The sequence below is a fragment of the Chroogloeocystis siderophila 5.2 s.c.1 genome (genome assembly GCF_001904655.1).
In the GTDB taxonomy this organism is placed as follows: domain Bacteria; phylum Cyanobacteriota; class Cyanobacteriia; order Cyanobacteriales; family Chroococcidiopsidaceae; genus Chroogloeocystis; species Chroogloeocystis siderophila.
In genome coordinates, this window is record NZ_MRCC01000016.1 from 44991 (window position 1) to 67250 (window position 22260).

Here is a 22260-nt window from a genome sequence, read left to right on the forward strand (position 1 = left end):
GAGTAGCTAAGGCGCACTAATTAAGCAAACTTAGTAGCGGAATACTGTTCGCAAAACGCCAATGACAACATCATCATTATTCGCATTGTGATTTGGTGCTGTTAGCCAGATCACACCAGGAGTGATTTGGATATTGTCGGTTAACTGATATCTATAAAATGCTTCGAGGTGAAGTGAAGTATCTGGATCAGCCTGTCCACCATTGAGAGTGCTAGAAATTTCTGTAACTTTGGGTTCCATACCTACGAAAATACCACCCAAGTTTCCTTCCCTACCTAAGTTAGGGAAAGCAAGACCTACTCCCCAGTTCCAGACAGTTGCATCACCCCTACCAATATAGCGCTGGTTCGCATATCCTACCCAACCACTAACCGCAAAATTAATGCCAAGTCCGAGTGTTCCTGATACTCCATAAGCATTAACCGAAACAGGTCTACCAAATGTGTCATTCGCCAGGTTACTACCAGTACTTGTTCCAAAGGGAATAAAGTCTGGATTGAGTTGGGGGTCTAAGCCTTCGCCAAAGAAGAACGAACGACTGTAGCTATTAATGTACGTCAATCCAATTCTGGCATTTTCGCTAGGACTGAAGATAACTTGCGCTAAAGCACCGTAGTTACCATCGAATAAACCATTTTTTTCATTAGGTCTTGCTGCATTAATGCTAGGAACAAGATAACCCAAATTTAATTCCAAGTTGTCGCTAAAGAGGTGTCTTACACCTAATCCAGTACCACCGCTGTAGTTATAAATTGGATTGCGTAGCGCAAATAGCGAAACAGCCCCACCATCGAAATAAGGGTTAAGCTGAGAAGACGCATCTAAATCAACAAAACCATTACCTACCGCTGCAAGGTAAACATTTGTTCTAGAAGTGATTGGAAAACGGTATCGCAGCAATGAAAGTCCAATGTCATTTCCGCTATCGCCATCAAATTCTACTCGACCTTCGTTTGTTAGTAGAGGACCACTATTTGTCCCGCCAAGCGGTGTAATGTTATTTCCTTGAATACGTGTTGTTAGCAAGTCTGCACCAGTAAAACTGGTATTAAAGTTCAGTTGTGTTCTTTGACCTAGTGTAGGAATGCGGTCAATCGGTTCTCCGGCGGCGTTATCTCCTGCTAAAACACTTGTTGCAGCAATAACAATCTCTCCATTGAGCCGCGTTATTGTCGAAAATTGATTTGCTTCAAGTTCAGCAACTTGGGCTTCTAATGTATCAACACGACCGCGTATTGTTGCTAGTTCTCCAGTAAATTCCTCTTGTAATCGTCGCAAGACATCTAAATCTTCGCGGGTAACTTGATTTGCGGTTGCTGTCGTAATTAACTCATTCACTCGATCTAAACAAGCGTTTAGACCAGCTGCAAATTCATATCGCGTTAATGCACGATTACCTCGATAAGTACTATCAGGGTAGCCAGCAATACAACCGTAGCGTTCAACTAATGACTGTAACGCTTGAAATGCCCAATCAGTAGGTTGGACATCTGACAGTTGCGATACTGAAGTTACTTGCCCCATTGGCTGTTGATTATTTGCTGTCAGTATATCAACTGGTAACGTATTGGTTTGCAATGAATTTATAGTAGATGTACTATTATTATCTAAGGGAAAATTATCTGCTATAAATGTCGATTCTTCTAGCTGAACGATCGAATCAACGACTAAGCTTTGTTGAGATTGAGTTAAAATACTCGGCTGTTCTTCTGCAATATTTGGTTCAGCAGAGCTTTCAATGTTCTCTTGAATAACTTGCGCAGATGTGGGAATTGTTGCAATTAAATTTGCAGCTATAACGCTTGCAAGCGGGGCTAAAACGTAATGTTGTTTTTTTTTCATTTCTCCTCAATTTACTCTGTTTAATTAAGCTGCGTGTCAGCAAAAACAGAGCAACACCTTTAGTAGACATTGCATACACAAAACAACCTGTTAAGCCATATATGTTCTAGCTTTACAGGAATACTAGTTGTTTAATCACTTCCATAATTCTATAAATATTAGTCTGTTTATATTATCAACACTTTACAAAAATCAAACATTTGGCAAGCGAGTTGAAGGTTAACAGTTTTATATTTTTTGAGGTAAAATAACGTTGACAATCAGGACGTAGCTGGAATCATTAAAATAATTAATATTAGAGCAATCAACATCTATCTTAAGATTGAGAGCAACTATGTCTTTATAGTGTGATTAATTGTATAGTGAGAATAACGACTAAGCTGTCCTATCATCTTTATAGTTGAAATAGAGAACTAGATAAAGTTTTAAGTTCTTATTTTCCAAGGTTACTTAGTCTAAATAAGTATATTTTCCCTGCTTAGTTAGCAACAGGGATGAATGAAACTACACATTTCATCGTGTGAAGTTTTAATTTGGATTGTCGCTTATTAAATGTTGATGCATTAACTTCAGTATTTTTACTGAAGCTTGAGGAGGGTTGTTGTGAGTGGGTTAGATATCTTTTTTTTGGTCGCTTACTTTGTTGCAGTAGGTGCAATTGGATACTGGTCGAGTCGAACAAGTTTAGAAAGTAGCAAATCATACTTTCTCGGCGGTGGTGGAATTGGTTGGATGGCGATTGGTGCTAGTTTGTTTGCTAGCAATATTTCGGCAGAACACTTTATTGGGCTAGCAGGTACAGGAGCGAGTTCCGGTTTAGCAGTAGGGCAATTTGAATGGATTGCTTGCTTTATGCTGCTTTTGTTGGGGTGGCTTTTTGTCCCGTTTTATTTGCGCACTGGCGTGTTTACAATGCCAGAATTTCTAGAAAAGCGTTTTAACTCGCAGTGTCGTACGTATTTATCTACCGTTTCGTTAATTGCGTACATTTTCACGAAAATCAGTGTAGCAGTCTATGCGGGTGCGCTCGTACTGCAAACAATTCTTGGATGGAATATCTGGCTGGGTGCGATCATTTTAATTATCGCAACAGGAGTGTACACAGTCTTTGGTGGGTTGCGTGCAGTCATTTATACAGACTTTTTGCAAGCATTTATCTTGATTGGAGGCGGAATTTTCCTGACAGCGATCGCAATTACCGATGTCGGTGGTTTTGGTTCTTTTATCGAGCGTGCCGAACCCGAATTCTTTAATCTGTGGAAAGCCGTCAATCACCCTGAATTTCCTTGGACTGGTATTTTATTCGGAGCACCAATTCTCGGACTATGGTACTGGTGTACAGACCAAATGATTGTACAACGAACGCTTGCAGCACCGGATATTGAAAATGCACGGCGATCGACAATCTTTGCGGGATTTTTGAAATTATTGCCAGTCTTTATCCTTGTACTGCCTGGAATTGCCGGTCGAGAACTCTTTCCTGATGTTGCACCTAACCAAATGTACGCGACGATGGTGAATGAACTGCTACCGTCTGGCATTAAAGGTTTAGTTGTAGCGGGCTTACTTGCAGCTTTGATGAGTTCGCTCTCCAGCGTGTTTAATAGTAGTTCGACGTTAGTCGTGATGGACTTTTACAAGCGATGGCGTCCTGATGCGAGTGAAAGAGAACTTGTGAGAGCCGGACAGCTATCAACGATTGTACTCGTCATTTCCGGTTTACTTTGGCTTCCGTTCATTGGCTTGATGAGCGATCAATTGTATGTCTATCTCCAGTCGGTACAAGCTTATATTTCACCGCCGATCGCCGCAGTTTTCTTAGTCGGAATTTTGTGGAAACGGGCGAATGGTAGAGGTGCGATCAATGCATTAATTGCAGGGTTTATTCTCGGTGCAATTCGCTTCGTTGCGGAACTTGGAACGCGTGCGGGTTGGATTACTTGGCGACCATTAGTTGCTTATGCAACTATCAACTTTTTACACTTTGCAATTTTACTGTTTGTCATTTCTGTGTTCATTCTGGTACTCGTGAGTTTGACAAGCGCCGCACCAAGCCAGAAGCATCTCAGTATGTTCTTGACACCAGAACAAAGAATCGATAAAGCGCTAGGTTCCGCGAAAGTACATCGACAAAACGTGATTTATAGTGCGAGTTTAGTAGCGATTGTCCTTGTATTTTGGGTCATCTTTAGTCCTGCTGTATTGTAAGCACAAATGTATTTTTGGGAAAGAGACTTTCTCTTTCCCGCGCTATGTTCTTTAAGCAATCACACCAACACAGGAAGCATGAACCAAATAGTACGTGTCGGACTCATTGGATATGGAATGGCTGGGGAAGTATTTCATGCACCAGCGATCGCAGTTATCCCCGAACTCAAGTTAATCAAGGTTGTAGAACGTCACGGTACTAAATGTCAAGCGCGCTATCCTGGGGTAGAAACGGTAAGTAGTGCTGAGGAACTCCTAAAAGATTCTGATATAGATCTTGTCGTTGTCGCTACACCGAATACTTCGCACTTCGAGTTGGTCCAAAAAGCACTTCTAGCAGATAAACACGTTGTTGTCGAAAAGCCTTTTACACCAACATCACAACAAGCAACTGAGTTAATTGCGCTAGCACAACAGCGTCATAAATTGCTTAGTGTCCATCACAATCGCCGCTGGGATGGCGATTTTCTCACTGTTAAACAAATTATTGAAAATGGTGTATTAGGCAAATTAGTCGAATACGAAGTTCATTTTGACCGCTTCCGTAACCAGATCAAAACAAACTGGCGCGAATACGATGAGCCAGGTTCAGGAATTTTGTACGATCTTGGTTCGCATTTAATCGACCAAGCAATTTGTCTTTTTGGTTTACCAGATACGGTGAATGCTGATATTAGAAAGCAACGACCACAAGCTAAAACCGCAGACGCGTTTGAGTTGATTTTAAATTATGGAGAACTAAAAGTTACTGCAAAAGCTGGTCAATTAGTCAGGGAATTAGGACCACATTTCTTATTGCATGGTACAGCCGGTTCTTTCATTAAATATGGCATGGACCCTCAAGAAGAGGCACTAAAACAAGGGCGACTTCCTAAAGGTAGCGATTGGGGTAAAGAACCACAAAAACGTTGGGGTGTGCTGAATACAGATATTAACAGATTACATTTCTACGGAAAAATCGAAACGCTTGCAGGTTATTATCCGGCGTATTACCAAAATATCTACAATGTTATTACTCAAAATGAAGAACTGATTGTCAAACCAGAACAAGCAAAAAATACAATTCGGATTATTGAGCTAGCGATGGAAAGTCAAGTACAAAAACGCACGCTAGATTTTTGCTAAATAAGTAGGTGAAAGTCAATGTCACTAAAAAGTTGGTCATTGGTAACTGGCAACTAAATAGCTATTAGCTATTAGTGATTAGCGGTTGTTTGATTGCTAAATGCTAACTACCAAAAGCTAAAAGCTTTTCTATTACCCAAAAACTTATGTCCACCTACTTAAATTCAACCTATAGCAGTCGAAGGGATCGTTAGGACATTGGAGGTACGAATAGCCATTACCCTCATTAATTTTCACCCCTGACCTCTGCTATATTAAACATTAACCGTAATCAACCTTGACTGATGGAAAATGCATCCTCTGGACCGACGATCGAGATATAAGGAGCCAGAAAATAACGACACGCAGCTTGTTGTAACTGTTTCGCAGTAACCGCCGCAATTTGTTGCTGAAAGCGCGTATCAAATTCGATTCCTAATCCTAAAGCTTCGTACCAGCCGTAGGCTTGCGCAATTTGAGCATTGGTTTGTTTACCCAAAGCATACTGCCCAAGTACTTTATTTTTAGCGGTTTGCAGTGCATATTCTTCTAGCGGTTGCGTGCAGAGAAGTTCGACTTCGGTTTTCAATCCTGCGAGGGCGATCGCTGTATTTTCGGGAGCGGTTCCGATATACACCACAAATGGCGCAATACCTTGGCGAGTGGGATAAAATGCGGAAACATCGTAAGCGAGTCCCCGCTTTTCGCGTAATTCTACAAATAGACGGCTCGAAAGTCCATTACCTAAATATGTAGATAGTAATTTCAACGCCACATAATCACTTTGCTGTACCGACGGCGCAAGGTACCCTAACATCACAATTGATTGTTGCGTGGGTTGAGTTTTGTTGATTTGATACGGTTGTGACTCGATGTCAGGTAATTGCAACACGGGTAATGGAGTTGCGGGATTTTGCCAATCGCCAAAAACTTTTTCAATTGCAGCGACAGCTTCAGTTGCAGCAATGCGACCTGTAATACTGATAACTAGATTATCAGGACGAAAATACGTTTGATGGTATTCGATTAAATCATCACGACGGAGATTTGCTACAGTTGCTTCAGTTCCTAACGCTGATGACGCATACGGATGATTTTGATACATTGCTTGCCGTAATTGGTCAAATGCAATGGTAAACGGCTGTTCTTGCTGCGAACGAATGTTTTGCATCAACCAGCGTCGTTCTAACTCGACTTCTAATTCAGGAAACGAAGGCGATCGCAATAATGCAGCGGCGAGTGCCAAAACCTCCAAAAAATCTGAGCTAACCGTCTTCAAACTCAGTAAAAAATAATCCGCAGCAGCATCCGTACCCAAACTCGCCCCGACCGATTCCACTTGCTCTGCAATCTCTAACGAAGAAAGTTGTTGCGTTCCTTTTGTCAGTACCGACGCAAGTAAATGAACTAAACCCGATTGGTGTGCAGCTTCGCAACAACTTCCAGCCTTCACAAATATTCTAGCAGCAACGATATCGGCTACTGGATTTTCGGTTACAAGTACGACAATGCCATTACTTAAAACCGTGCGGGTAATCTGTTTATTCGGTGGTGATGCGATCGCGATGTATTGTCCGTTGTCCGTTTTCATCTGTCTGTGCGTGCAATATGAGGGGCGAGGGAATAGTGATTGGTGGCGCTTTGGTTAGTGAAATGCGTGAGTTTTGAGTAATATAGAGCAAAAGAGTAATTAGTAAAAGAGAAGTTCATAAGTATTATTTTTCCTCTGCACCTGAAGCTTTCCTGCTTCTTGAACCCTGACCTCTGATCTCTGACCTCTCACTCTAGGCTAGCAAGGTTTGAGCACTGTAACTGCATAAGAATATGGTGAAAGATATTGTTTTGTTAATAACTGAAGATCTTCTGCTTGAAAAGACTGAATTTGTTCGGGATAAATGACTGCTAATTCGGCTTGCGCGATCGTATTGTAGTAACCATAAAGCCCTGCTAGTTGGCTCGGCGTTTCGGTTGAGAACGTGTAATCATTACACAACACGCGTTTACACCGCGCCAGTTCCGCTGGCGTCATGAGGGTTGTTTGTAAATCCTCTAAGTGCGCGCGAATCAATGATTCTACACGTTCCAAGTTTTCTGGGTCTAACCAAGCCGTAATTGTAAATAAGCTAGAATCGCGCTGAAGCGAAAAATTGCTCGCGATTCCTTGCACTAATTGCTGTTCTTCGCGTAACTCGCGGACTAATCGTGATGAACGACCTTCAGAGAGTAACACCGAAAGCAAATCTAAACCATACGCATGACAGAGTTGATCGACTCCTGGACCTGTCCAAGCCATTAACAATCGTGCTTGCTCTAGTCTGGGTAAATAGATTTCTTGACGGCGAACTCCTGCAAGTAATGGTTCGGTGAGCGCAATTTCTGTGTGCGGACACTTGCTGCGCGGCGCAAACTCCTGAAAAGCCTGACGGACAATCTCAATTGCTGGTTCTTGAGCAATACCCCCTACAACGACTACAGTCATGTTTTCTGGTTGATAGTGCGCGTGATGAAAACAACGCATTGCTTCAGGCGAGTACTGCATCAAGTCAGTCTCGCTACCGAGTACCGAACGTCCGTAAGGATGCTGTTGGTAAATACTCTCGCCCAAAGCTTGAAAGCCTATCCAATCGGGGTCGTCGTACGCGCAACGAATTTCCTCACGAACAACATCGCGTTCTAGAACAAACTCTTCCTCAGGAATCGCCGCGTTGAGGAGTAACTCTGCTAAGTATGGTAGTGTATCCTCTAGGTAGGGTGCAGCAGTTGTCAGGAAAAAATGAGCATAATCATGGCTCGTAGCAGCATTGGTCGTTCCTCCCAGGTTTTCAATAACGTAGTCAAATACGCCAGGAGGTATTGCGGAAGTGCCCTTAAAAATCATGTGTTCGAGAAAGTGCGCCATCCCATACCAAGGTTCTGGTTCGCACATCGCACCAGCGCGTACCCATACGTCTACCACAACAACAGGGGTAGCAGGGATATGTTGATGAATAATTGTTAAACCGTTGTCTAGCTGAGAAACAGCCGCTGGAAATACTGGGGTAGTCAGCAATGAAGACAAAGTAGCGCAACTTGAATCAGAATTCAACTATCCTAACGTATCCTAGATAACAATTTCGCAGCAATTGATACAGCAGATAGAAATAGTTGATCGGTAATAGGTAACTGGTAATTTGTCATTGGAAAGAATCTCAATTACCAATAGTTAAAACTCTCTCAGTTGGAACCAAGAGAGCTTTACGATGCTTGAGTTCACCGCAGTGCCGTTTTACCTCAGTTTTAGACCTGGATAAATCCAGGTGGGTACCTCTTCTCTAACTTAAAGTTTCCGAGTAGCAAAGCTCGGTCTACTGCCGCTAGAACACAGTGGTTCCCTAATTCAACAAAGCATAGATCCAAAAACATTATTGGCAGTCACCAACGCCGCAGTGGAACTTTATTCATTATAGCGATTAATTTGTCTGATGTCGTCAACTGATTCTATTTTTTTACTGGCGGCGTTAACAAACGATAAAAGGCTGAAAGTACAGCGATTTGCGGCAATAAGCCTCTAAACAAGAGTATTTACTTATTTGACTTAGGATACCAAAGTGATTCGATTTTTTGGGCGATCGCCTGCGCAACTTCGGGACTATGTTCATTTAATAAAACTGTAACATGACCGAGCTTGCGTCCTGGGCGCGATTCATTCTTACCGTACCAATGAACGTGCGCGTCAGGAATCTGACTGATTTGCGAGCGCTTGTCAAGATAGTCGTTTTGTGCATATTCATAACCTAATAGATTAATCATCACCGCGCTGCTACACGTCAACGCAGAGCTTCTTAAAGGTAAGTCACACACAGCGCGTAAATGTTGTTCAAACTGCGAAGTTGCACACGCATCAATTGTAAAGTGTCCAGAGTTGTGCGTACGCGGGGCTATTTCATTCACTAAGACTTTTTGCTCTCCTGTCAAGAATAGCTCGATACCAAATACACCAACTGCTTGTAAACTGTTGATCAACGTCTGGGCGATCGCTTCAATTTCTTGAGCTACAGTTGAACTGATCGCTGCTGGTGCAATAACCCGCCGACAAACTTGATTTTCTTGCTGAGTTTCCACAACGGGGAATGTTACAACATCACCGTTGACGGCTCGCGCCACAATCACCGCAAGTTCGCGCTCAAAAGGTATAAACTCTTCTAGAAGAACTTCTGAAGGCTTGTGCGAAGTATCTAATTTATGCTGTAGAGTTTCTACATCTTTAATGATAAATGTACCTTGACCGTCATAACCATGACGTCGAGTCTTCAAAACAACGGGACACTCTAACTGATTGTGGGATGAGGGTAAAACAAATTTCGGTTGCGGTAAACCCAATTTTTCTAGATGACAGCGTTGATGATACTTATCGAGTAAAGGAGATAACGCCTCTAAGCGAGGGCGAAAACAAACACCACTTTCTGCTAGTGGAAATAATGCAGCTAAATCAACAAATTCATTCTCAAACGTGATGACATCGCAGCGCCGCGCTAATTCCTGGGTAGCATCAGCATCATCAATAGGGGCAATTATTGTATCAGCAGCGATCGCTACTGCGGGATCGTCACAACTCGGCGTTTGGATAACTAATTCTACCCCCAGTGCTTGTGCTGGAGTTGCCATCATCCAAGCAAGTTGTCCGCCACCAATGACACCAACTCGTTTTACTTGCATCCTAACGATTCCCGCGTATCGACACCTGTTGTAGGATTTACGCCACTCGCCCGTTGACACAATTCTTTGATTTGTACGCCGTCTAAAATTGCATCACTAAAATCAGTAGCGGTAATATCTGTATTATCGAACACTGAGCGTAACAAAATTGTTTCAGCAAGAACAGCTGCGCTTAAATCGGCATTAGTAAAGTTAACTTGATCTGCCATTGCATTCGTTAAGTTTGCACCGTGTAGTTTCGCATTCTTCATCACCGAAGCGCTAAAGATTGCGCCTCGCAAATCGGCATCGGTAAAATTCGCCTGTTCCATATTCGCGTTAGAAAACTCGGAAGCGCGTAACATTTGTCCTGAAAAATCGCGTCCTTTTAATTCAGCATTGCTAAAAGACAATGGAGGAGGATAGTCTAAAGCTTTCGCAGGTAACGTCCAGAAGGATAATATGAGTATCAACAAAAGAAAAGTTAGTTTCCGCCAAAACATATTAAATAGCGAGTAAAGTGTCAAGATCTATTGTGTAACTAAAATGCCGTTTCAGTTTAGCGTATCTCTCATATAGGTATTTTGGTACTTGTACACGCTAAATATTTGAGGAGTGAATGTTATGCTTCAGTTTGTTCTGATTTGGGTTTTGAGTGCGATCGCACTTGTGATCACAGCTTATATAGTGCCAGGATTTGCAGTGACAAGTTTTGCTTCGGCGTTGCTGGCTGCGGTGATTTTGGGATTGCTCAATGCGATCGCCAAGCCGATTTTAGTGTTACTGACACTACCACTTACCGTTGTCACTTTAGGATTATTTTTATTTATCATTAACGCCTTAGTCATTTGGCTAGCGGGTGCCATTACTCCTGGTTTTGTTGTCACTGGGTTTTTTCCAGCTTTGTTAGGTTCAATTGTTTTAACGCTGGTGACAAGTTTACTTACCTTTTTAGTTGGTAGCGTTCGCCGTTAGTTTTCTTGCTGGAGGACTTTCGGACAACGCGAAAGATAACTTTGGGGTGATAAAGTTGTAGCGGTGAGCGCAGCAAATTAACGATTTGGATGAGTTGAGTATACGTGTGTGGATCGCTGTTATTAAGCTGCAATAAGCGATTTGTATACCAACTTAATAATCCACCGCTACTGACTTCTCGACGACCTTGAGCGGAAAATAATCTGCTAGTACTCTTGCTGCAAGTAGCCCCGCAATACTACCGCCAATGACAACGGCACGATTATTATTACCTTTACCCATTAATGTTATACCACATAGTTTCAATTCTCCTTGGTTCACGCCAGTTGCTACAACGGAGGACACCTCCGCACGACCTCCCGCACCGCACTGGTTCCCCTGCTCCTTTACACGCCTGCTTTTTCCCAAACGCAGCAACTCCTACGGCAAAACAGCATTATACCCTCGTGGTGTAATCATCCAGTCGCCTTGAGTGCGCGTACTTTGGTTGCCGATTAAAACTGTTGTGAGCATATCTACAGGTACATCAAGTACTTTTTCAAGGGTTGTCAGCGTAATTTGTTCGTCTTGACGGTAAGCAGAACGTACTACTGCTACAGGTGTTTGCGGATGACGATACTGTAAGAATATCTCAATCGCACTCGTAAGTTGTTGAATGCGGGTTTGCGATCGCGGATTATATAATGCGGTAACAAAATCTGCTTGGGCGGCGGCGTGTAAGCGCTTTTCAATGACTTCCCACGGTGTGAGTAAATCGCTTAAACTAATTGCACAAAAATCATGCATTAATGGCGCACCTAAACGCGCAGCAGCGGCTTGCATCGCGGTAATTCCTGGAAACACTTCTACATTGGGAGTTTTACCATCCCAGCCTTGAAGAAGCAGTTCTTCTAAAACTAAACCCGCCATTCCATAAATACCAATATCACCCGAAGAAATGACAGCAACCGTCAAACCCCACTGGGCGAGGGAAATTGCGCGTTGCGCCCGTTGGCGTTCTTGAGTGATGGGTAAGGCTTCGATGATTTGATGTGGCTGGAGGAGTGGGGCGACCAAATCGATGTACAACGAATAACCGATAACGGCATCCGCAGAAGCGATCGCCGCTTGTGCAGCAGGAGTAATTTGATCTAATTGTCCTGGTCCTATCCCTACCAATAACAATCTGCCAGCACGTCCAGTATATTCTTGTTCGGCTTGCGCGATCGCAACTGTAACAGCGCCTTGAAATTCAGCAGCACGAAAAATTTGCTTAGCAACAAGTAGATTTTGCGCTTTTGCAGCGCACAACGCCGCAGCTTCGGCAACACTAGGGGTTCCCACTTCCGCATCAACGATCTTTGAGGGATTGGGGACAGTAACGCTACGCAAAACATCAGCAGAGAAAGTCCGTAAAGGAAAATTGCAATCGCGACACAATTCAACTAATCCAACTTCATCTGCTTTGAGATCAATTGTGGCAATACCTGCGATCGCCTGTTCGGCGAATTGATACTCTTGACAAACTTGTGTAATTGCGCTCTTAATTAATTCCCGCGATGTCCCGCGTTCGCAACCAATTCCCAGCCATAATACACGCGGATGCCAGTGGATAGAGGGGATATGAGGGGTAAGGCATTGGCAAGGGTGAGGGGTAATATAAATTGCTGGTGTGTTGGGAGTGGTTTCAAGGGTTAAACTAGATTTTTGAAAGCTTGCGGTAGATTGCCATAGCGTAGAACCAGCTTCTTGAATAACTTGTACTGGTTCATTGCGTGCTACTGCGGCACTAACTTCTGTCCAATTTCCTACACCCTTTTGCCAACCGAAGGGATTTCCTAAAATATCAACTGCAGGTAATCCTAATGTAGATGCAGTGCCAGTTAATATCGGTGTCGCATTGAGTAAGCGTGCGATCGCTTGCGTCAGTTTATCAGCACCGCCTTGGTGTCCGCTGCACAAACTAATAACAAACTTACCAGTTTCATCGACAACAACAACTGCTGGATCGCAAGATTTATGTTGAAGTAAAGGTGCTATAAGCCGCACCACCGCGCCCGTTGCTAAACCAAAGATTAAACCTCGGTGTGTTTTCCAAAGTTCAGCGACATGAGTTTTGAGCGAATCCGTGTAAACCTTTGCTCCTCCAATATCACCAATTGATTCTGGAACCCAGAGAGTGATACCATTTTGATATATTTTTTGCAGCGTTTTGGCTGATATCGGGGTTGTGGCAATTGCTGCGATTGGTTGAACTTCTGATAAATTCATCAATTTCAATGAAAAAGCCTGACGAATTAAGTCAGGCTACTAATATGGAAGCAGCTATGAATACATTGCTGCTTATTGCTGAGTTTGAAGTGCAGAATTTTCTGCTGGCGCAGTAGCACCAAAGTGAGAACTAATAACAATGGGTTGTAGTGTGGTTGTCCGTGCAATTGAGGTGTTAGCCAAAGTGAATAACGGATTTGACAAAATTCCTGCTAAGGATGTAGCTACCAAGGTTAGCACTAAGCCGACTTGCAGCGGTCGCATTCCAGGTAAATTCCATTGTACTTCGGGATAGTTTTTCACCGCGTCAGACATTTCTTGCGGTTCTTTAACAACCATCATGCGTACGACACGAATATAGTAGTAAATTGAAACTACCGTGGTGACTAAACCGAGTAACACCAATCCATATTGTCCGGCTTGCCAACCTGCCCAGAATAAGTAAATCTTACCGAAGAATCCTGCCAGAGGTGGAATACCGCCTAAAGATAGCAAGCAGATACTTAAACACAGCGTTAGCAAAGGATCTTTTTGATAAAGTCCCGAATATTCGCTAATTTGGTCGGTTCCTGTCCGTAGTGTAAATAGAATCAAACAGGTAAACGCTCCCAAGTTCATAAATAGGTAAACCAATAGGTAAAATACCATACTGGCGTATCCTGCTTCGGTTCCCGCAATTAAACCAATCATCACGAATCCAGCTTGTCCAATCGAGGAATAAGCTAGCATCCGTTTCATACTAGTTTGTGCCAGCGCGACGACGTTACCTAGCACCATACTGAGGACAGCCAGCGCGGTAAAGACAAATTGCCACTCGTCAATCAGTAACGGGAAGGCGCTATTCATCAGACGAATTGCTAAAGCAAATCCTGCGGCTTTGGAACCTACGGATAAAAACGCTACAACAGGTGACGGTGAACCTTCGTAAACGTCGGGTGTCCACTGGTGAAAGGGCGCAGCCGAAATTTTAAAAGCAACACCTGCAATCACAAAGACTAAAGAAATCACCAAGCCGAGGGATTGGCTCAAGTTAGCATCTGCAATTGCGGAAGCGATCGCACTGAGTTGAGTTTCGCCTCCTGATAAACCATACAGTAAGGAGACTCCATACAGAAAAACACCTGTACTTGAAGCACCAATCAGCAAATATTTCAACGCGGCTTCGTTCGAGCGGGGATCGCGCTTGGTGTATCCTGTCATCAAGTACGAAGAGATACTGAGAGTCTCGAGAGAGATGAAAATTGTGACTAATTCAGAAGCCCCAGACAAGAACATCCCACCCAGCGTTGCTGTCAGCATAATTCCGATGAATTCTGCTAAAGCTGTGCCAGATTGTTCAATATAGCGAATCGACATCAAAATCGTTACCGCAGTCGATAGCGCGATGATACCGCGAAAGACGATACTGAGGTCATCGCTATTAAAAGCACCGAGAAATGAAATTGGGGCGGGGTTATCCCATTGAAGATATAACGCGACGATGGCGGCAAGTAAACCTGCGATCGCTGTATATGGAATCCAGCGCGATGCACTACGTCCGACAATCAAATCGCCTATGACAATCACCATCAGGGTAGTTAGCACTATCCCTTCGGGCAAAATTGTTCCAGCATTTAACTGGTCTACAAGATTAGCAAAATCCATGAGTGATATGAGTTTTAGCTATGAGACAATCGCTGTGTTAACTTTATTGTCTATCATATAGTTCCGCTGCGCGTGTGCTTTTTGATTTTTTCGGCAATTACGGCGGCGTAATACCATTTAACTTTGAAGTTACTACAAAAAAAATAGGCAGCAGAGGGGCAGAGAAGAATGATTTGTAGTTTTTATCTAGTGAAATAGTGTAACTTGTTAACTTTGCTGTGACTATGAGTGGTGGTTACTTAAGGCACAAGACGCTGTCTTTCTACAACCTTGAGCGCATTGAACGTATTGTGAACTTTCTAAAATTTAAGTTGTCGATGTTTGGCAGACAAACTACATTGGCGCAGCCTGCCCACAGGGGAGTACACAAATTACACGAAGAAAGAGTTAGCGAGGAATTGTGTATGGAGTAATATAGATGTTATTAATATTAATTTAAATTACCTTGTACCGGTGAAAGTAGAAGTGCTGGCAGTTGCTTTAATATCAGAGAATCAGCAATTGGTACACCAATAACACTCCCCTACATTTGATAGTCAACGAAGTAAACTCGACCTTCTTTCCATGCTCTTGAAGCGTGAAAAAGAGGATTTTTAACTTATTTTTGCTTGAGTTTTTCTAGGAGAACATTATAAGTATAATTGTCTTCCCATTGCTCAAGCCAAGTATGGACAATGATAATATCTGCATAGATTTGGGATAATGTTTCAATTGTGACTGTGGCTCGTAATCCTGATTTTGGTTCTACATTATTAAGTAATACAGGTTGAAATCCAACGGCTTTCAAGAGGCGAACTGTGTTTCCACTGTATCCAATCTCAATGTAGTCCATCGATTGACTACAAATGACATTCAACACTCGCGGATGGGTGGTTCCTAGAGGAGCTAATTGGGTGCGAACTTCAGCAAGCTATTGTTGATACGAATCAATGACTTGTTGTACATTGTCTTCTTGAGCGAGTGCTTTAGCGATAATTTGAATAATATCTTGCCATCCCTTTGTATCAGTTTTTATTAGCACCGTGGGAGCAATGGAAGACAATAACTTAGTAGATGGACACAACTAAACAAGGTTAAACTGAAGACCTAGAAGTTTGCTTTCGACTCTTCTTGGATTTGAATCCGAAGCGTTTCACTCGACATCCCGTTATCTCTCCTCTAGATTGCACGCTTGCAATCACTGCCATTGCTAAATCATATTCATCCTCAAACATCCGTCCTCGAATCTGATGCGCTTTAATCTGATGCCACTCCCCCTCAATCGGATTCAACTCTGAACTGTAGCGGGGCAGATAGAAGAGGTATAGCCCCTTTTGCTGCCAGACTGCAATCCGTTGCTGTACTGCCAGACTGGTGTGAATCCGAGCATTATCCTGGGCAATCACGGTGATTTTGCCCGTTCGCTGAAACAACCGTTGCGCTTGTTTGGCTTGCTCATCGATGAAGCGAATGTAGGTGGCACTCGTGATACTTCCCACACTTAAACCATAGGTGAACCGGCAATCCGGTTCCCACACGCCAATGATGTTGACCCGTCTGCCATGTCTTGCAGTCTGCTCCTGCCGCTTTTGCGTGCCCACCAAACACCAGCTATAGCTGACGGGACTCCAGCAATCGAAGCCGGATTCATCCAGGTATTTCAACTTCAAATGTCCTTCCCGTGCCGCTTGCTGCAACAATTCCAAGTCTGCTTGTTTGTGTTGTTTCTCTATTGGGTTGTGCAAGCCTCGATGGCTCTGTCGGGTGCGCTTCCAACGGTAGCCCTTTTTTTGAGAATCCGTCGCAGTTGCCGTGGACTCAAGGTGACTTGCCGCTCCTTTTGCAATTGATGCACTACCTGCTGGGCGTTGTGGGTTTGAGTGTCCTGCTGCAACCATTGCTCTACGTGCGCCATATCGGCTGCCTGCCACTGGGGACGACGCCCCGGACGCTGAGCATCCCACAATCCGCCTAAGCCTTGGTCTCGCCAGCGATAAATGGTTTCCCGCACCGTCTCCACCCGCCAGTCAAAATACTCAGCGATCTGTTCGGTCGTCCATCCTCGCTGACTCAGGCGTAGCACCTCAGCTCGGTCTTTCGTGCGTTGGGGCACGGTAGTGGCGGTTCTCAGTTCCAGCAACGTGCGGTCTTCTTCGGTGCTCAAAACCACTTGAAGTCGAGGACGAGTCATTGGCAAAGAGGGACTAAAATTAGGCTTCCTCCTTATCTTGACATAACAGCATTTACTTTTGTCTCTCTACTTTGTTTTCTTGAAAGCTTACACCCAAAATCAAAGCTTAAGTTTGCGATTATTTAACTGCACTCGTCGTGCTAATTCAATTAATGAAGGTGGTGTGTCAGTTTCCAAAAATGGTTTAAGCAAGCAAGGTAAATGTATTTCCTGACCTTTACTCAGTAATCGCAGCAAGTGCGGTTGTAGGCGAACTCTGACATTTATATCTTGTCCTGCAATGTGTGTCTCACTTTCTCGCGTACAGGATAGTAAAATAAATAGCTTTCGCCAGACTGTTCGCAAGCATCTTCATTTGGTGGTCACTCCTTACTCATATAAATTTTTGTCATTTTAGTTAAGTATATTCTCAAATTTATTGAGAAGTTATCTCATATTTTTTCTAGCTGAAAATGTGAAAAGACATTACGGTTGTAAAAAGCGATTCATAAATATTTAATCTGTCGGTAAATCGTTAGGATCAATACCCTGCGATCGCAAAAAAGTAATCAGTCGTTCTTTTTGCTGACGTTCAATTTCAGCGCGTTGGCTTTCTTGTTCAGCGCGTTGATGTTCACTGTCTATCAGTTCTACTGCCCACGGTAACAAATTCCCTATTTTGTCCCACCACCGCAACCAATATCCTGTGCGGGCTTCTTTTGTTCCTTGCCAAGTTCCGAGAAATAAATTCATGGCATCAATCCAATGACGACCATTTTGATCGGGTTGCTTGAGTTCATAGCGTCCGTTTTCGAGTTGATAAAACTCTAATAATCCATCATTGGGGTCAAAAATTACATAAATCGGAACTTGTAATATTTGCTCGTAAAAAAACCACTTTCCTGGTGGATAAGTGCGCTTGACTGAATATTTTTGTCCGTCAGTGTTGGATAAAAATTCCATCACAACTTGGGGAACATCGCCTTCGCGATTGGGGGTGTAGCTTTTGCGATCGCATAGCGCTTGATTGACACGCGGAACATATACCCAATCGGGTGCTTTGATCACGAATTGCCGATTCACAGTCGCGCACAGACCGAAATTCGACGCAATCAACATCTGCGGCTGAATGAAACCACTGATTTCTAAACTTTTACGCAACGCACCTGCAAGCAGGGGTTGACCTGCATTTTCCACTGGCTCGTCTTCGAGTTGAAAGTCATCGGGCAGCGCTGCCCACGATATCACCAGTTGTGGCGCTTTGGTTTGCTCTAGTTGGGTTGCCATAAAGTCTGCCTAGTATGGATTTGACTTTGTTTTATCTTGATTATTAGAAGTGAAGGAGTTGCTGTGTGTTCTTGGCATTTGCAGTGCGATCGCTAAAATACTTGGCAACACTGAAGCAAGCTGCAAACACACATCAAACTTGATGAGGAGCATGACACAAGCTGTTTATGTGATGTTACAAATGAGAATAATATGCTTTTTCAACTTCCTCGCATCATGTTCAGTCAAGCTGAAACACATTGCTTACGTATTACATTCAGCTTAGTTACTTGAGTAACTTTTGTCGGATGTAGATTTGTTAGTTATAACCTAGAGATCTAGGGGTATCACTATTGAAGAGTGCAATTTAGATGTAAACCTAAATTAAGAGTCGTCCAACTCCTGCTTTCGTTCTTCAATCATGCCTCTTGACAAATGAGGTAATTTCCTTAAAGTTGTCTGTTTAGCCTAGCTGCTATTTTTATCTCCAAGAACCCATGTCAACCCTGGTCATTGTCGAATCTCCCACAAAAGCCCGTACCATTCGTAACTACTTGCCAAACGGTTATCGCGTGGAAGCGTCTATGGGTCATATCCGTGACCTTCCGCAATCGGCTAGCGATATTCCGGCGGCGGTGAAAGGCGAAAAATGGGCGCAACTGGGTGTTAATGTGGATGCTGACTTTGAACCGTTGTATATCGTCCCGAAGGACAAAAAGAAGGTCGTTACTCAACTGAAAGAAGCACTGAAAAGTGCAGACGAATTGGTCCTCGCGACAGACGAAGACCGCGAGGGTGAAAGCATAAGTTGGCATTTATTGCAACTACTTAAGCCCAAAGTACCGATTAAGCGGATGGTATTTCATGAAATTACACAAGATGCGATCCGCAAGGCGTTAAAGAATTGTCGCGATGTTGACGAGCAACTTGTCCGCGCCCAAGAAACAAGAAGAATTTTAGATCGGCTTGTGGGTTATACGTTATCACCGCTGCTGTGGAAGAAAATTGCTTGGGGCTTATCAGCAGGGCGGGTACAATCGGTAGCAGTGCGGTTGTTGGTGGAAAAAGAGCGTCAGCGTCGGGCGTTTCGTCAAGCGACGTATTGGGATCTAAAAGCAGAATTAGAGGCAGAAAGTGACGGGATCGCATCAAAAAACGCTTTTGAGTCGCGCTTGGTCACATTGGGAGGAACCAAAGTCGCCAATGGTAGCGATTTTGACGAAGAAACTGGCAAACTAATTGCTGGGCGCAAAGTTGTTTTGCTCAATGAAGCCGAAGCAAAAGCTTTAAAAGACCGCCTTAAAGGAAAACCTTGGCAAGTTACCGATTTAGAAGAACGTCCGGTGACGCGCAAGCCTGCACCACCGTTTACAACTTCAACCTTGCAACAAGAAGCTAACCGAAAATTAAGGCTCTCAGCACGCGATACAATGCGCACAGCGCAAAGTTTGTACGAGCAAGGGTATATTACCTATATGCGTACCGACTCGGTGCATTTATCGGATCAGGCGATCGCATCTGCACGAACTTGTGTTGAACAACTCTACGGAAAGCAATACCTCAGTCCCTCACCCCGACAATACACGACTAAGAGTAAAGGTGCTCAAGAAGCCCACGAGGCAATTCGTCCGGCGGGAAGTACGTTTAGAACACCGCAAGAAACAGGTTTAAGTGGACGCGAACTGTCACTGTATGATTTGATTTGGAAGCGTACAGTTGCGAGCCAAATGGCAGATGCGAAGCAAACGCAAATTGTGATGCATTTGCAAGTCGAAGATGCGGGATTTCGGTCGAGTGGTAAGCGAATTGATTTTCCAGGATACTTACGCGCGTATGTCGAAGGTTCTGACGATCCTGAAGCGGCGTTAGAAGATCAGGAAGTGATTTTGCCTAATTTGAAAGTAGGCGATCGCCCAAATTGTAAGAAACTTGAAGCAATCAAACACGAAACGCAGCCACCTGCACGCTATACCGAAGCCTCTTTAGTCAAAACGCTAGAAAGTGAGGGAATCGGTCGTCCGAGTACCTATGCAAGTATTATTGGCACAATTATTGACCGTGGTTATGCTCAACTTGTCAGCAATGCACTCGTTCCTACTTTTACTGCTTTCGCCGTCACAGGATTACTAGAAAAATATTTCCCTGATTTGGTCAACACTAGCTTTACATCCAAAATGGAGCAAACCTTAGATGATATTGCCACAGGTGAAGCGGAGTGGCTGCCTTACTTGCGAGAGTTTTATTTGGGTGATTCAGGTTTAGAAACGCTTGTTAAGGAACGTGAAAATCAAATCGATCCAACCACTGCGCGCACTGTCGAACTCAAAGACTTAGCCGCTAAAGTTCGCATCGGTAAATTTGGTCCCTACATTGAAGTAGAAAACGGCTATGGAGTTGTCACAGCTTCAATTCCCAATAACATTAACCCCGCAGATTTAGATCCCGAACAAGTCGAGGTATTACTTCGGCAAAAAACCGAAGGTCCCGATCAATTAGGTCGCCATCCTGAAACCGGAGAACCGATTTATGTACTCATTGGTAGTCGCGGTCCTTATATTCAACTTGGAGAAGCTACCGAAGAAAATCCTAAACCGAAAAGAGCATCTTTACCAAAGGGAGTAACAATCGAAAACCTCACCCTCGATCAGGCTGTCGGGCTTTTATCTTTACCTCGGTTATTGGGAACTCATCCCGCAACGGGTGGTAAGATCCAAGCTTCAATTGGTCCTTTTGGTCCATACGTCGCGCATGACCAAGGAAAAGAAGGAAAAGATTATCGTTCGCTCAAAGCTGGGGATGATGTGTTTACGGTGACTTTAGAGCGCGCTTTAGAGTTGCTATCGGAACCGAAAAAAGGACGCAGTGGCGGTCGTAGCAAAACCAAAGCACCATTAAAAGAACTTGGTACGCACCCTGACGATGGAGAACCCGTGAATATCTATGACGGTCCTTATGGTTCGTATATTAAACATGGTAAAACTAATGTTGGTCTACCCGAAGGCAAATCGGTAGACGATATGACGCTCGCTACCGCACTCGAATTATTAGCAACGAAGACCAAAAATTCTAAATCAACTCGTCGCAAGTCTTCCACAAGCACTAATGGTAAAGCAACTACAAAGTCAACCACTGCGAAGAAAACAACTCGCAGTAGTTCGAGTAGCCGCACAAGAGCAACATCTAGCTCAAAGACGAAGTAGACACAGCGATCACGTACCTTTAATCATCACACTTGTCCGCTACCAATCACGATCACATCTGCGGTTTCCATCTATATTCCCCAGAGTCACGAGTATTAGCTTGTTGTTTGGTGGTGGGTAAGTGTTAAGGTGTTTACAACACCTGTTCCGTTGGCATTATCAGAATTTCGCTCACGTTTACCCGTGCAGGTTGCGTTACAGCGTAAACAATGGCATTCGCAATATCTTCACTTTCTAAGGGCGTTACCGATTGATACATTCCTTCAACTTGCTGCTTAGATTCTTGGTCTGTAATGTGATCGGTTAATTCGGTAGCAACAGCGCCAGGTTCAATGACAGTTACGCGAATTTTATTTTGGTACACTTCTTTACGCAGTGCCTCGCTAAACGCAACAACACCGAACTTGACTGCGTTGTAAACTGCAAAATTGGCAAAAGTCTGCCGACCTGCTACTGAGGCAATATTAATAATATGTCCGCAGCCTTGTGCTTTCATAATTGGCAAAGCTGCATGAGTAGCATACATTAGACCTAAAAGATCGATATCGACCATCCGCCGCCAGTCAGAGGTATCTGCACCATCAACTAGTCCTGTCAGCATGACACCTGCGTTATTAATTAAGATGTCTACACTACCAAAATTAGCATTGGCTTTTTGCACCATCTCGGTTATTTGGGCTTGGTCGGTGATATCAGTTTGAATTGCGATCGCTTCTTTTCCACTATCTTTAATTTGACTGACTAATTTCTCTAAGCGGTCGAGACGACGTGCGGCTAAAACGACTTTCGCACCCTCAGCAGCTAATGCTAATGCAGACGCTTCACCAATACCAGAAGACGCACCTGTAATTAACGCAACTTTTCCATCTAATTTATTTGCCATTGTTTTTCCATGAATATATGTGCTGGGCAATCAAAAACTAGAAAATCGTTGTCAGATAACTTGAC

The 22260-nt window shown here is 43.6% G+C and carries 16 protein-coding genes, 1 other RNA gene and 1 pseudogene; 4 read left to right on the forward strand and 14 right to left on the reverse strand.

Translation table 11 applies throughout. The annotated features are described in order from the left end of the window. Positions 1 to 30 precede the first annotated feature (30 nt). Positions 31 to 1842, reverse strand: coding sequence for an iron uptake porin (locus NIES1031_RS18060; protein ID WP_073550890.1), 1812 nt, complete (start codon positions 1840 to 1842; stop codon positions 31 to 33). Between the two features lie 603 nt (positions 1843 to 2445). Between NIES1031_RS18060 and NIES1031_RS18065 the strand changes: the two genes are divergently transcribed. Together NIES1031_RS18065 and NIES1031_RS18070 are read left to right on the forward strand one after the other, a co-directional pair. Beyond that, positions 2446 to 4050 carry a sodium:solute symporter gene (locus NIES1031_RS18065; RefSeq protein ID WP_073550891.1) on the forward strand — a complete coding sequence of 535 codons (1605 nt, stop codon included), beginning with the start codon at positions 2446 to 2448 and terminating at the stop codon, positions 4048 to 4050. 78 nt (positions 4051 to 4128) lie between these two features. After that, a complete protein-coding gene (locus NIES1031_RS18070; RefSeq protein ID WP_073550892.1) occupies positions 4129 to 5175 on the forward strand; it encodes an oxidoreductase in 1047 nt (348 codons plus the stop codon). A 271-nt stretch (positions 5176 to 5446) separates the two neighbouring features. On the opposite strand, the gene NIES1031_RS18075 is transcribed toward NIES1031_RS18070, so the two are convergent. The 5 genes from NIES1031_RS18075 to NIES1031_RS18095 form a co-directional block, all read right to left on the reverse strand. Continuing rightward, entirely contained in the window at positions 5447 to 6745 is a 1299-nt protein-coding gene (locus NIES1031_RS18075) for a M16 family metallopeptidase (RefSeq protein ID WP_073550893.1), read from the reverse strand. A 198-nt stretch (positions 6746 to 6943) separates the two neighbouring features. Continuing rightward, positions 6944 to 8203: a M16 family metallopeptidase gene (locus NIES1031_RS18080; protein ID WP_073550894.1), complete on the reverse strand. Its 1260-nt coding sequence runs from the start codon at positions 8201 to 8203 to the stop codon at positions 6944 to 6946. 196 nt (positions 8204 to 8399) lie between these two features. After that, a non-coding RNA gene (ssrS, locus tag NIES1031_RS18085) (6S RNA) lies at positions 8400 to 8586 on the reverse strand. A 129-nt stretch (positions 8587 to 8715) separates the two neighbouring features. Beyond that, on the reverse strand, positions 8716 to 9849 hold the full coding sequence (locus tag NIES1031_RS18090; protein ID WP_073550895.1) for a 5-(carboxyamino)imidazole ribonucleotide synthase: 1134 nt from the start codon (positions 9847 to 9849) through the stop codon (positions 8716 to 8718). Next, positions 9840 to 10304, reverse strand: coding sequence for a pentapeptide repeat-containing protein (locus tag NIES1031_RS18095; protein WP_236738894.1), 465 nt, complete (start codon positions 10302 to 10304; stop codon positions 9840 to 9842). Before NIES1031_RS18095 ends, NIES1031_RS18090 begins: the two co-directional genes overlap by 10 nt. A 148-nt stretch (positions 10305 to 10452) precedes the next feature. On the opposite strand from NIES1031_RS18095, the gene NIES1031_RS18100 reads away from it, so the two are divergent. Beyond that, complete coding sequence (locus tag NIES1031_RS18100; RefSeq protein ID WP_073550897.1) at positions 10453 to 10803, forward strand: phage holin family protein; 351 nt, start codon at positions 10453 to 10455, stop codon at positions 10801 to 10803. A 153-nt stretch (positions 10804 to 10956) separates the two neighbouring features. On the opposite strand, the gene NIES1031_RS18105 is transcribed toward NIES1031_RS18100, so the two are convergent. The 7 genes and pseudogenes from NIES1031_RS18105 to NIES1031_RS18135 all read right to left on the reverse strand — a co-directional run bounded on the left by NIES1031_RS18105 (position 10957) and on the right by NIES1031_RS18135 (position 18133). After that, a complete protein-coding gene (locus NIES1031_RS18105; protein ID WP_143167805.1) occupies positions 10957 to 11148 on the reverse strand; it encodes a hypothetical protein in 192 nt (63 codons plus the stop codon). A 75-nt stretch (positions 11149 to 11223) separates the two neighbouring features. Then, the gene (gene cobJ, locus NIES1031_RS18110; protein WP_073550899.1) at positions 11224 to 13053 is read right to left on the reverse strand and encodes a precorrin-3B C(17)-methyltransferase; all 1830 of its coding nucleotides are present in this window, start codon (positions 13051 to 13053) and stop codon (positions 11224 to 11226) included. 72 nt (positions 13054 to 13125) lie between these two features. Further along, entirely contained in the window at positions 13126 to 14697 is a 1572-nt protein-coding gene (locus tag NIES1031_RS18115; protein WP_073550900.1) for an NAD(P)H-quinone oxidoreductase subunit N, read from the reverse strand. 598 nt (positions 14698 to 15295) lie between these two features. After that, on the reverse strand, positions 15296 to 15529 hold the full coding sequence (locus NIES1031_RS24475; RefSeq protein WP_073550901.1) for a hypothetical protein: 234 nt from the start codon (positions 15527 to 15529) through the stop codon (positions 15296 to 15298). A 78-nt stretch (positions 15530 to 15607) separates the two neighbouring features. Further along, the gene (locus NIES1031_RS26095; RefSeq protein WP_269086024.1) at positions 15608 to 15739 is read right to left on the reverse strand and encodes a hypothetical protein; all 132 of its coding nucleotides are present in this window, start codon (positions 15737 to 15739) and stop codon (positions 15608 to 15610) included. 31 nt (positions 15740 to 15770) lie between these two features. Beyond that, a pseudogene (locus tag NIES1031_RS23460) lies at positions 15771 to 16867 on the reverse strand (IS630 family transposase). A 495-nt stretch (positions 16868 to 17362) separates the two neighbouring features. Next, entirely contained in the window at positions 17363 to 18133 is a 771-nt protein-coding gene (locus NIES1031_RS18135) for a Uma2 family endonuclease (RefSeq protein ID WP_073550903.1), read from the reverse strand. 476 nt (positions 18134 to 18609) lie between these two features. On the opposite strand from NIES1031_RS18135, the gene topA reads away from it, so the two are divergent. Next, complete coding sequence (gene topA, locus NIES1031_RS18140) at positions 18610 to 21312, forward strand: type I DNA topoisomerase (protein ID WP_073550904.1); 2703 nt, start codon at positions 18610 to 18612, stop codon at positions 21310 to 21312. A gap of 133 nt (positions 21313 to 21445) precedes the next feature. Here the strand turns inward: topA and NIES1031_RS18145 are convergent, their stop codons facing one another. Next, positions 21446 to 22195, reverse strand: coding sequence for an SDR family NAD(P)-dependent oxidoreductase (locus NIES1031_RS18145; RefSeq protein ID WP_073550905.1), 750 nt, complete (start codon positions 22193 to 22195; stop codon positions 21446 to 21448). Positions 22196 to 22260: the final 65 nt, after the last annotated feature.

Excerpts from the sequence above, each read along its gene's own strand:
- NIES1031_RS18070 (WP_073550892.1), top strand. The coding sequence starts at position 4,129 with ATGAACCAAATAGTACGTGTCGGACTCATTGGATATGGAATGGCTGGG.
- topA (WP_073550904.1), top strand. The coding sequence starts at position 18,610 with ATGTCAACCCTGGTCATTGTCGAATCTCCCACAAAAGCCCGTACCATT.
- NIES1031_RS18115 (WP_073550900.1), bottom strand. The coding sequence starts at position 14,697 with ATGGATTTTGCTAATCTTGTAGACCAGTTAAATGCTGGAACAATTTTG.
- NIES1031_RS24475 (WP_073550901.1), bottom strand. The coding sequence starts at position 15,529 with ATGGACTACATTGAGATTGGATACAGTGGAAACACAGTTCGCCTCTTG.
- NIES1031_RS18090 (WP_073550895.1), bottom strand. The coding sequence starts at position 9,849 with ATGCAAGTAAAACGAGTTGGTGTCATTGGTGGCGGACAACTTGCTTGG.
- NIES1031_RS18135 (WP_073550903.1), bottom strand. The coding sequence starts at position 18,133 with ATGGCAACCCAACTAGAGCAAACCAAAGCGCCACAACTGGTGATATCG.
- NIES1031_RS18145 (WP_073550905.1), bottom strand. The coding sequence starts at position 22,195 with ATGGCAAATAAATTAGATGGAAAAGTTGCGTTAATTACAGGTGCGTCT.
- NIES1031_RS18075 (WP_073550893.1), bottom strand. The coding sequence starts at position 6,745 with ATGAAAACGGACAACGGACAATACATCGCGATCGCATCACCACCGAAT.
- cobJ (WP_073550899.1), bottom strand. The coding sequence starts at position 13,053 with ATGAATTTATCAGAAGTTCAACCAATCGCAGCAATTGCCACAACCCCG.
- NIES1031_RS18100 (WP_073550897.1), top strand. The coding sequence starts at position 10,453 with ATGCTTCAGTTTGTTCTGATTTGGGTTTTGAGTGCGATCGCACTTGTG.
- NIES1031_RS18060 (WP_073550890.1), bottom strand. The coding sequence starts at position 1,842 with ATGAAAAAAAAACAACATTACGTTTTAGCCCCGCTTGCAAGCGTTATA.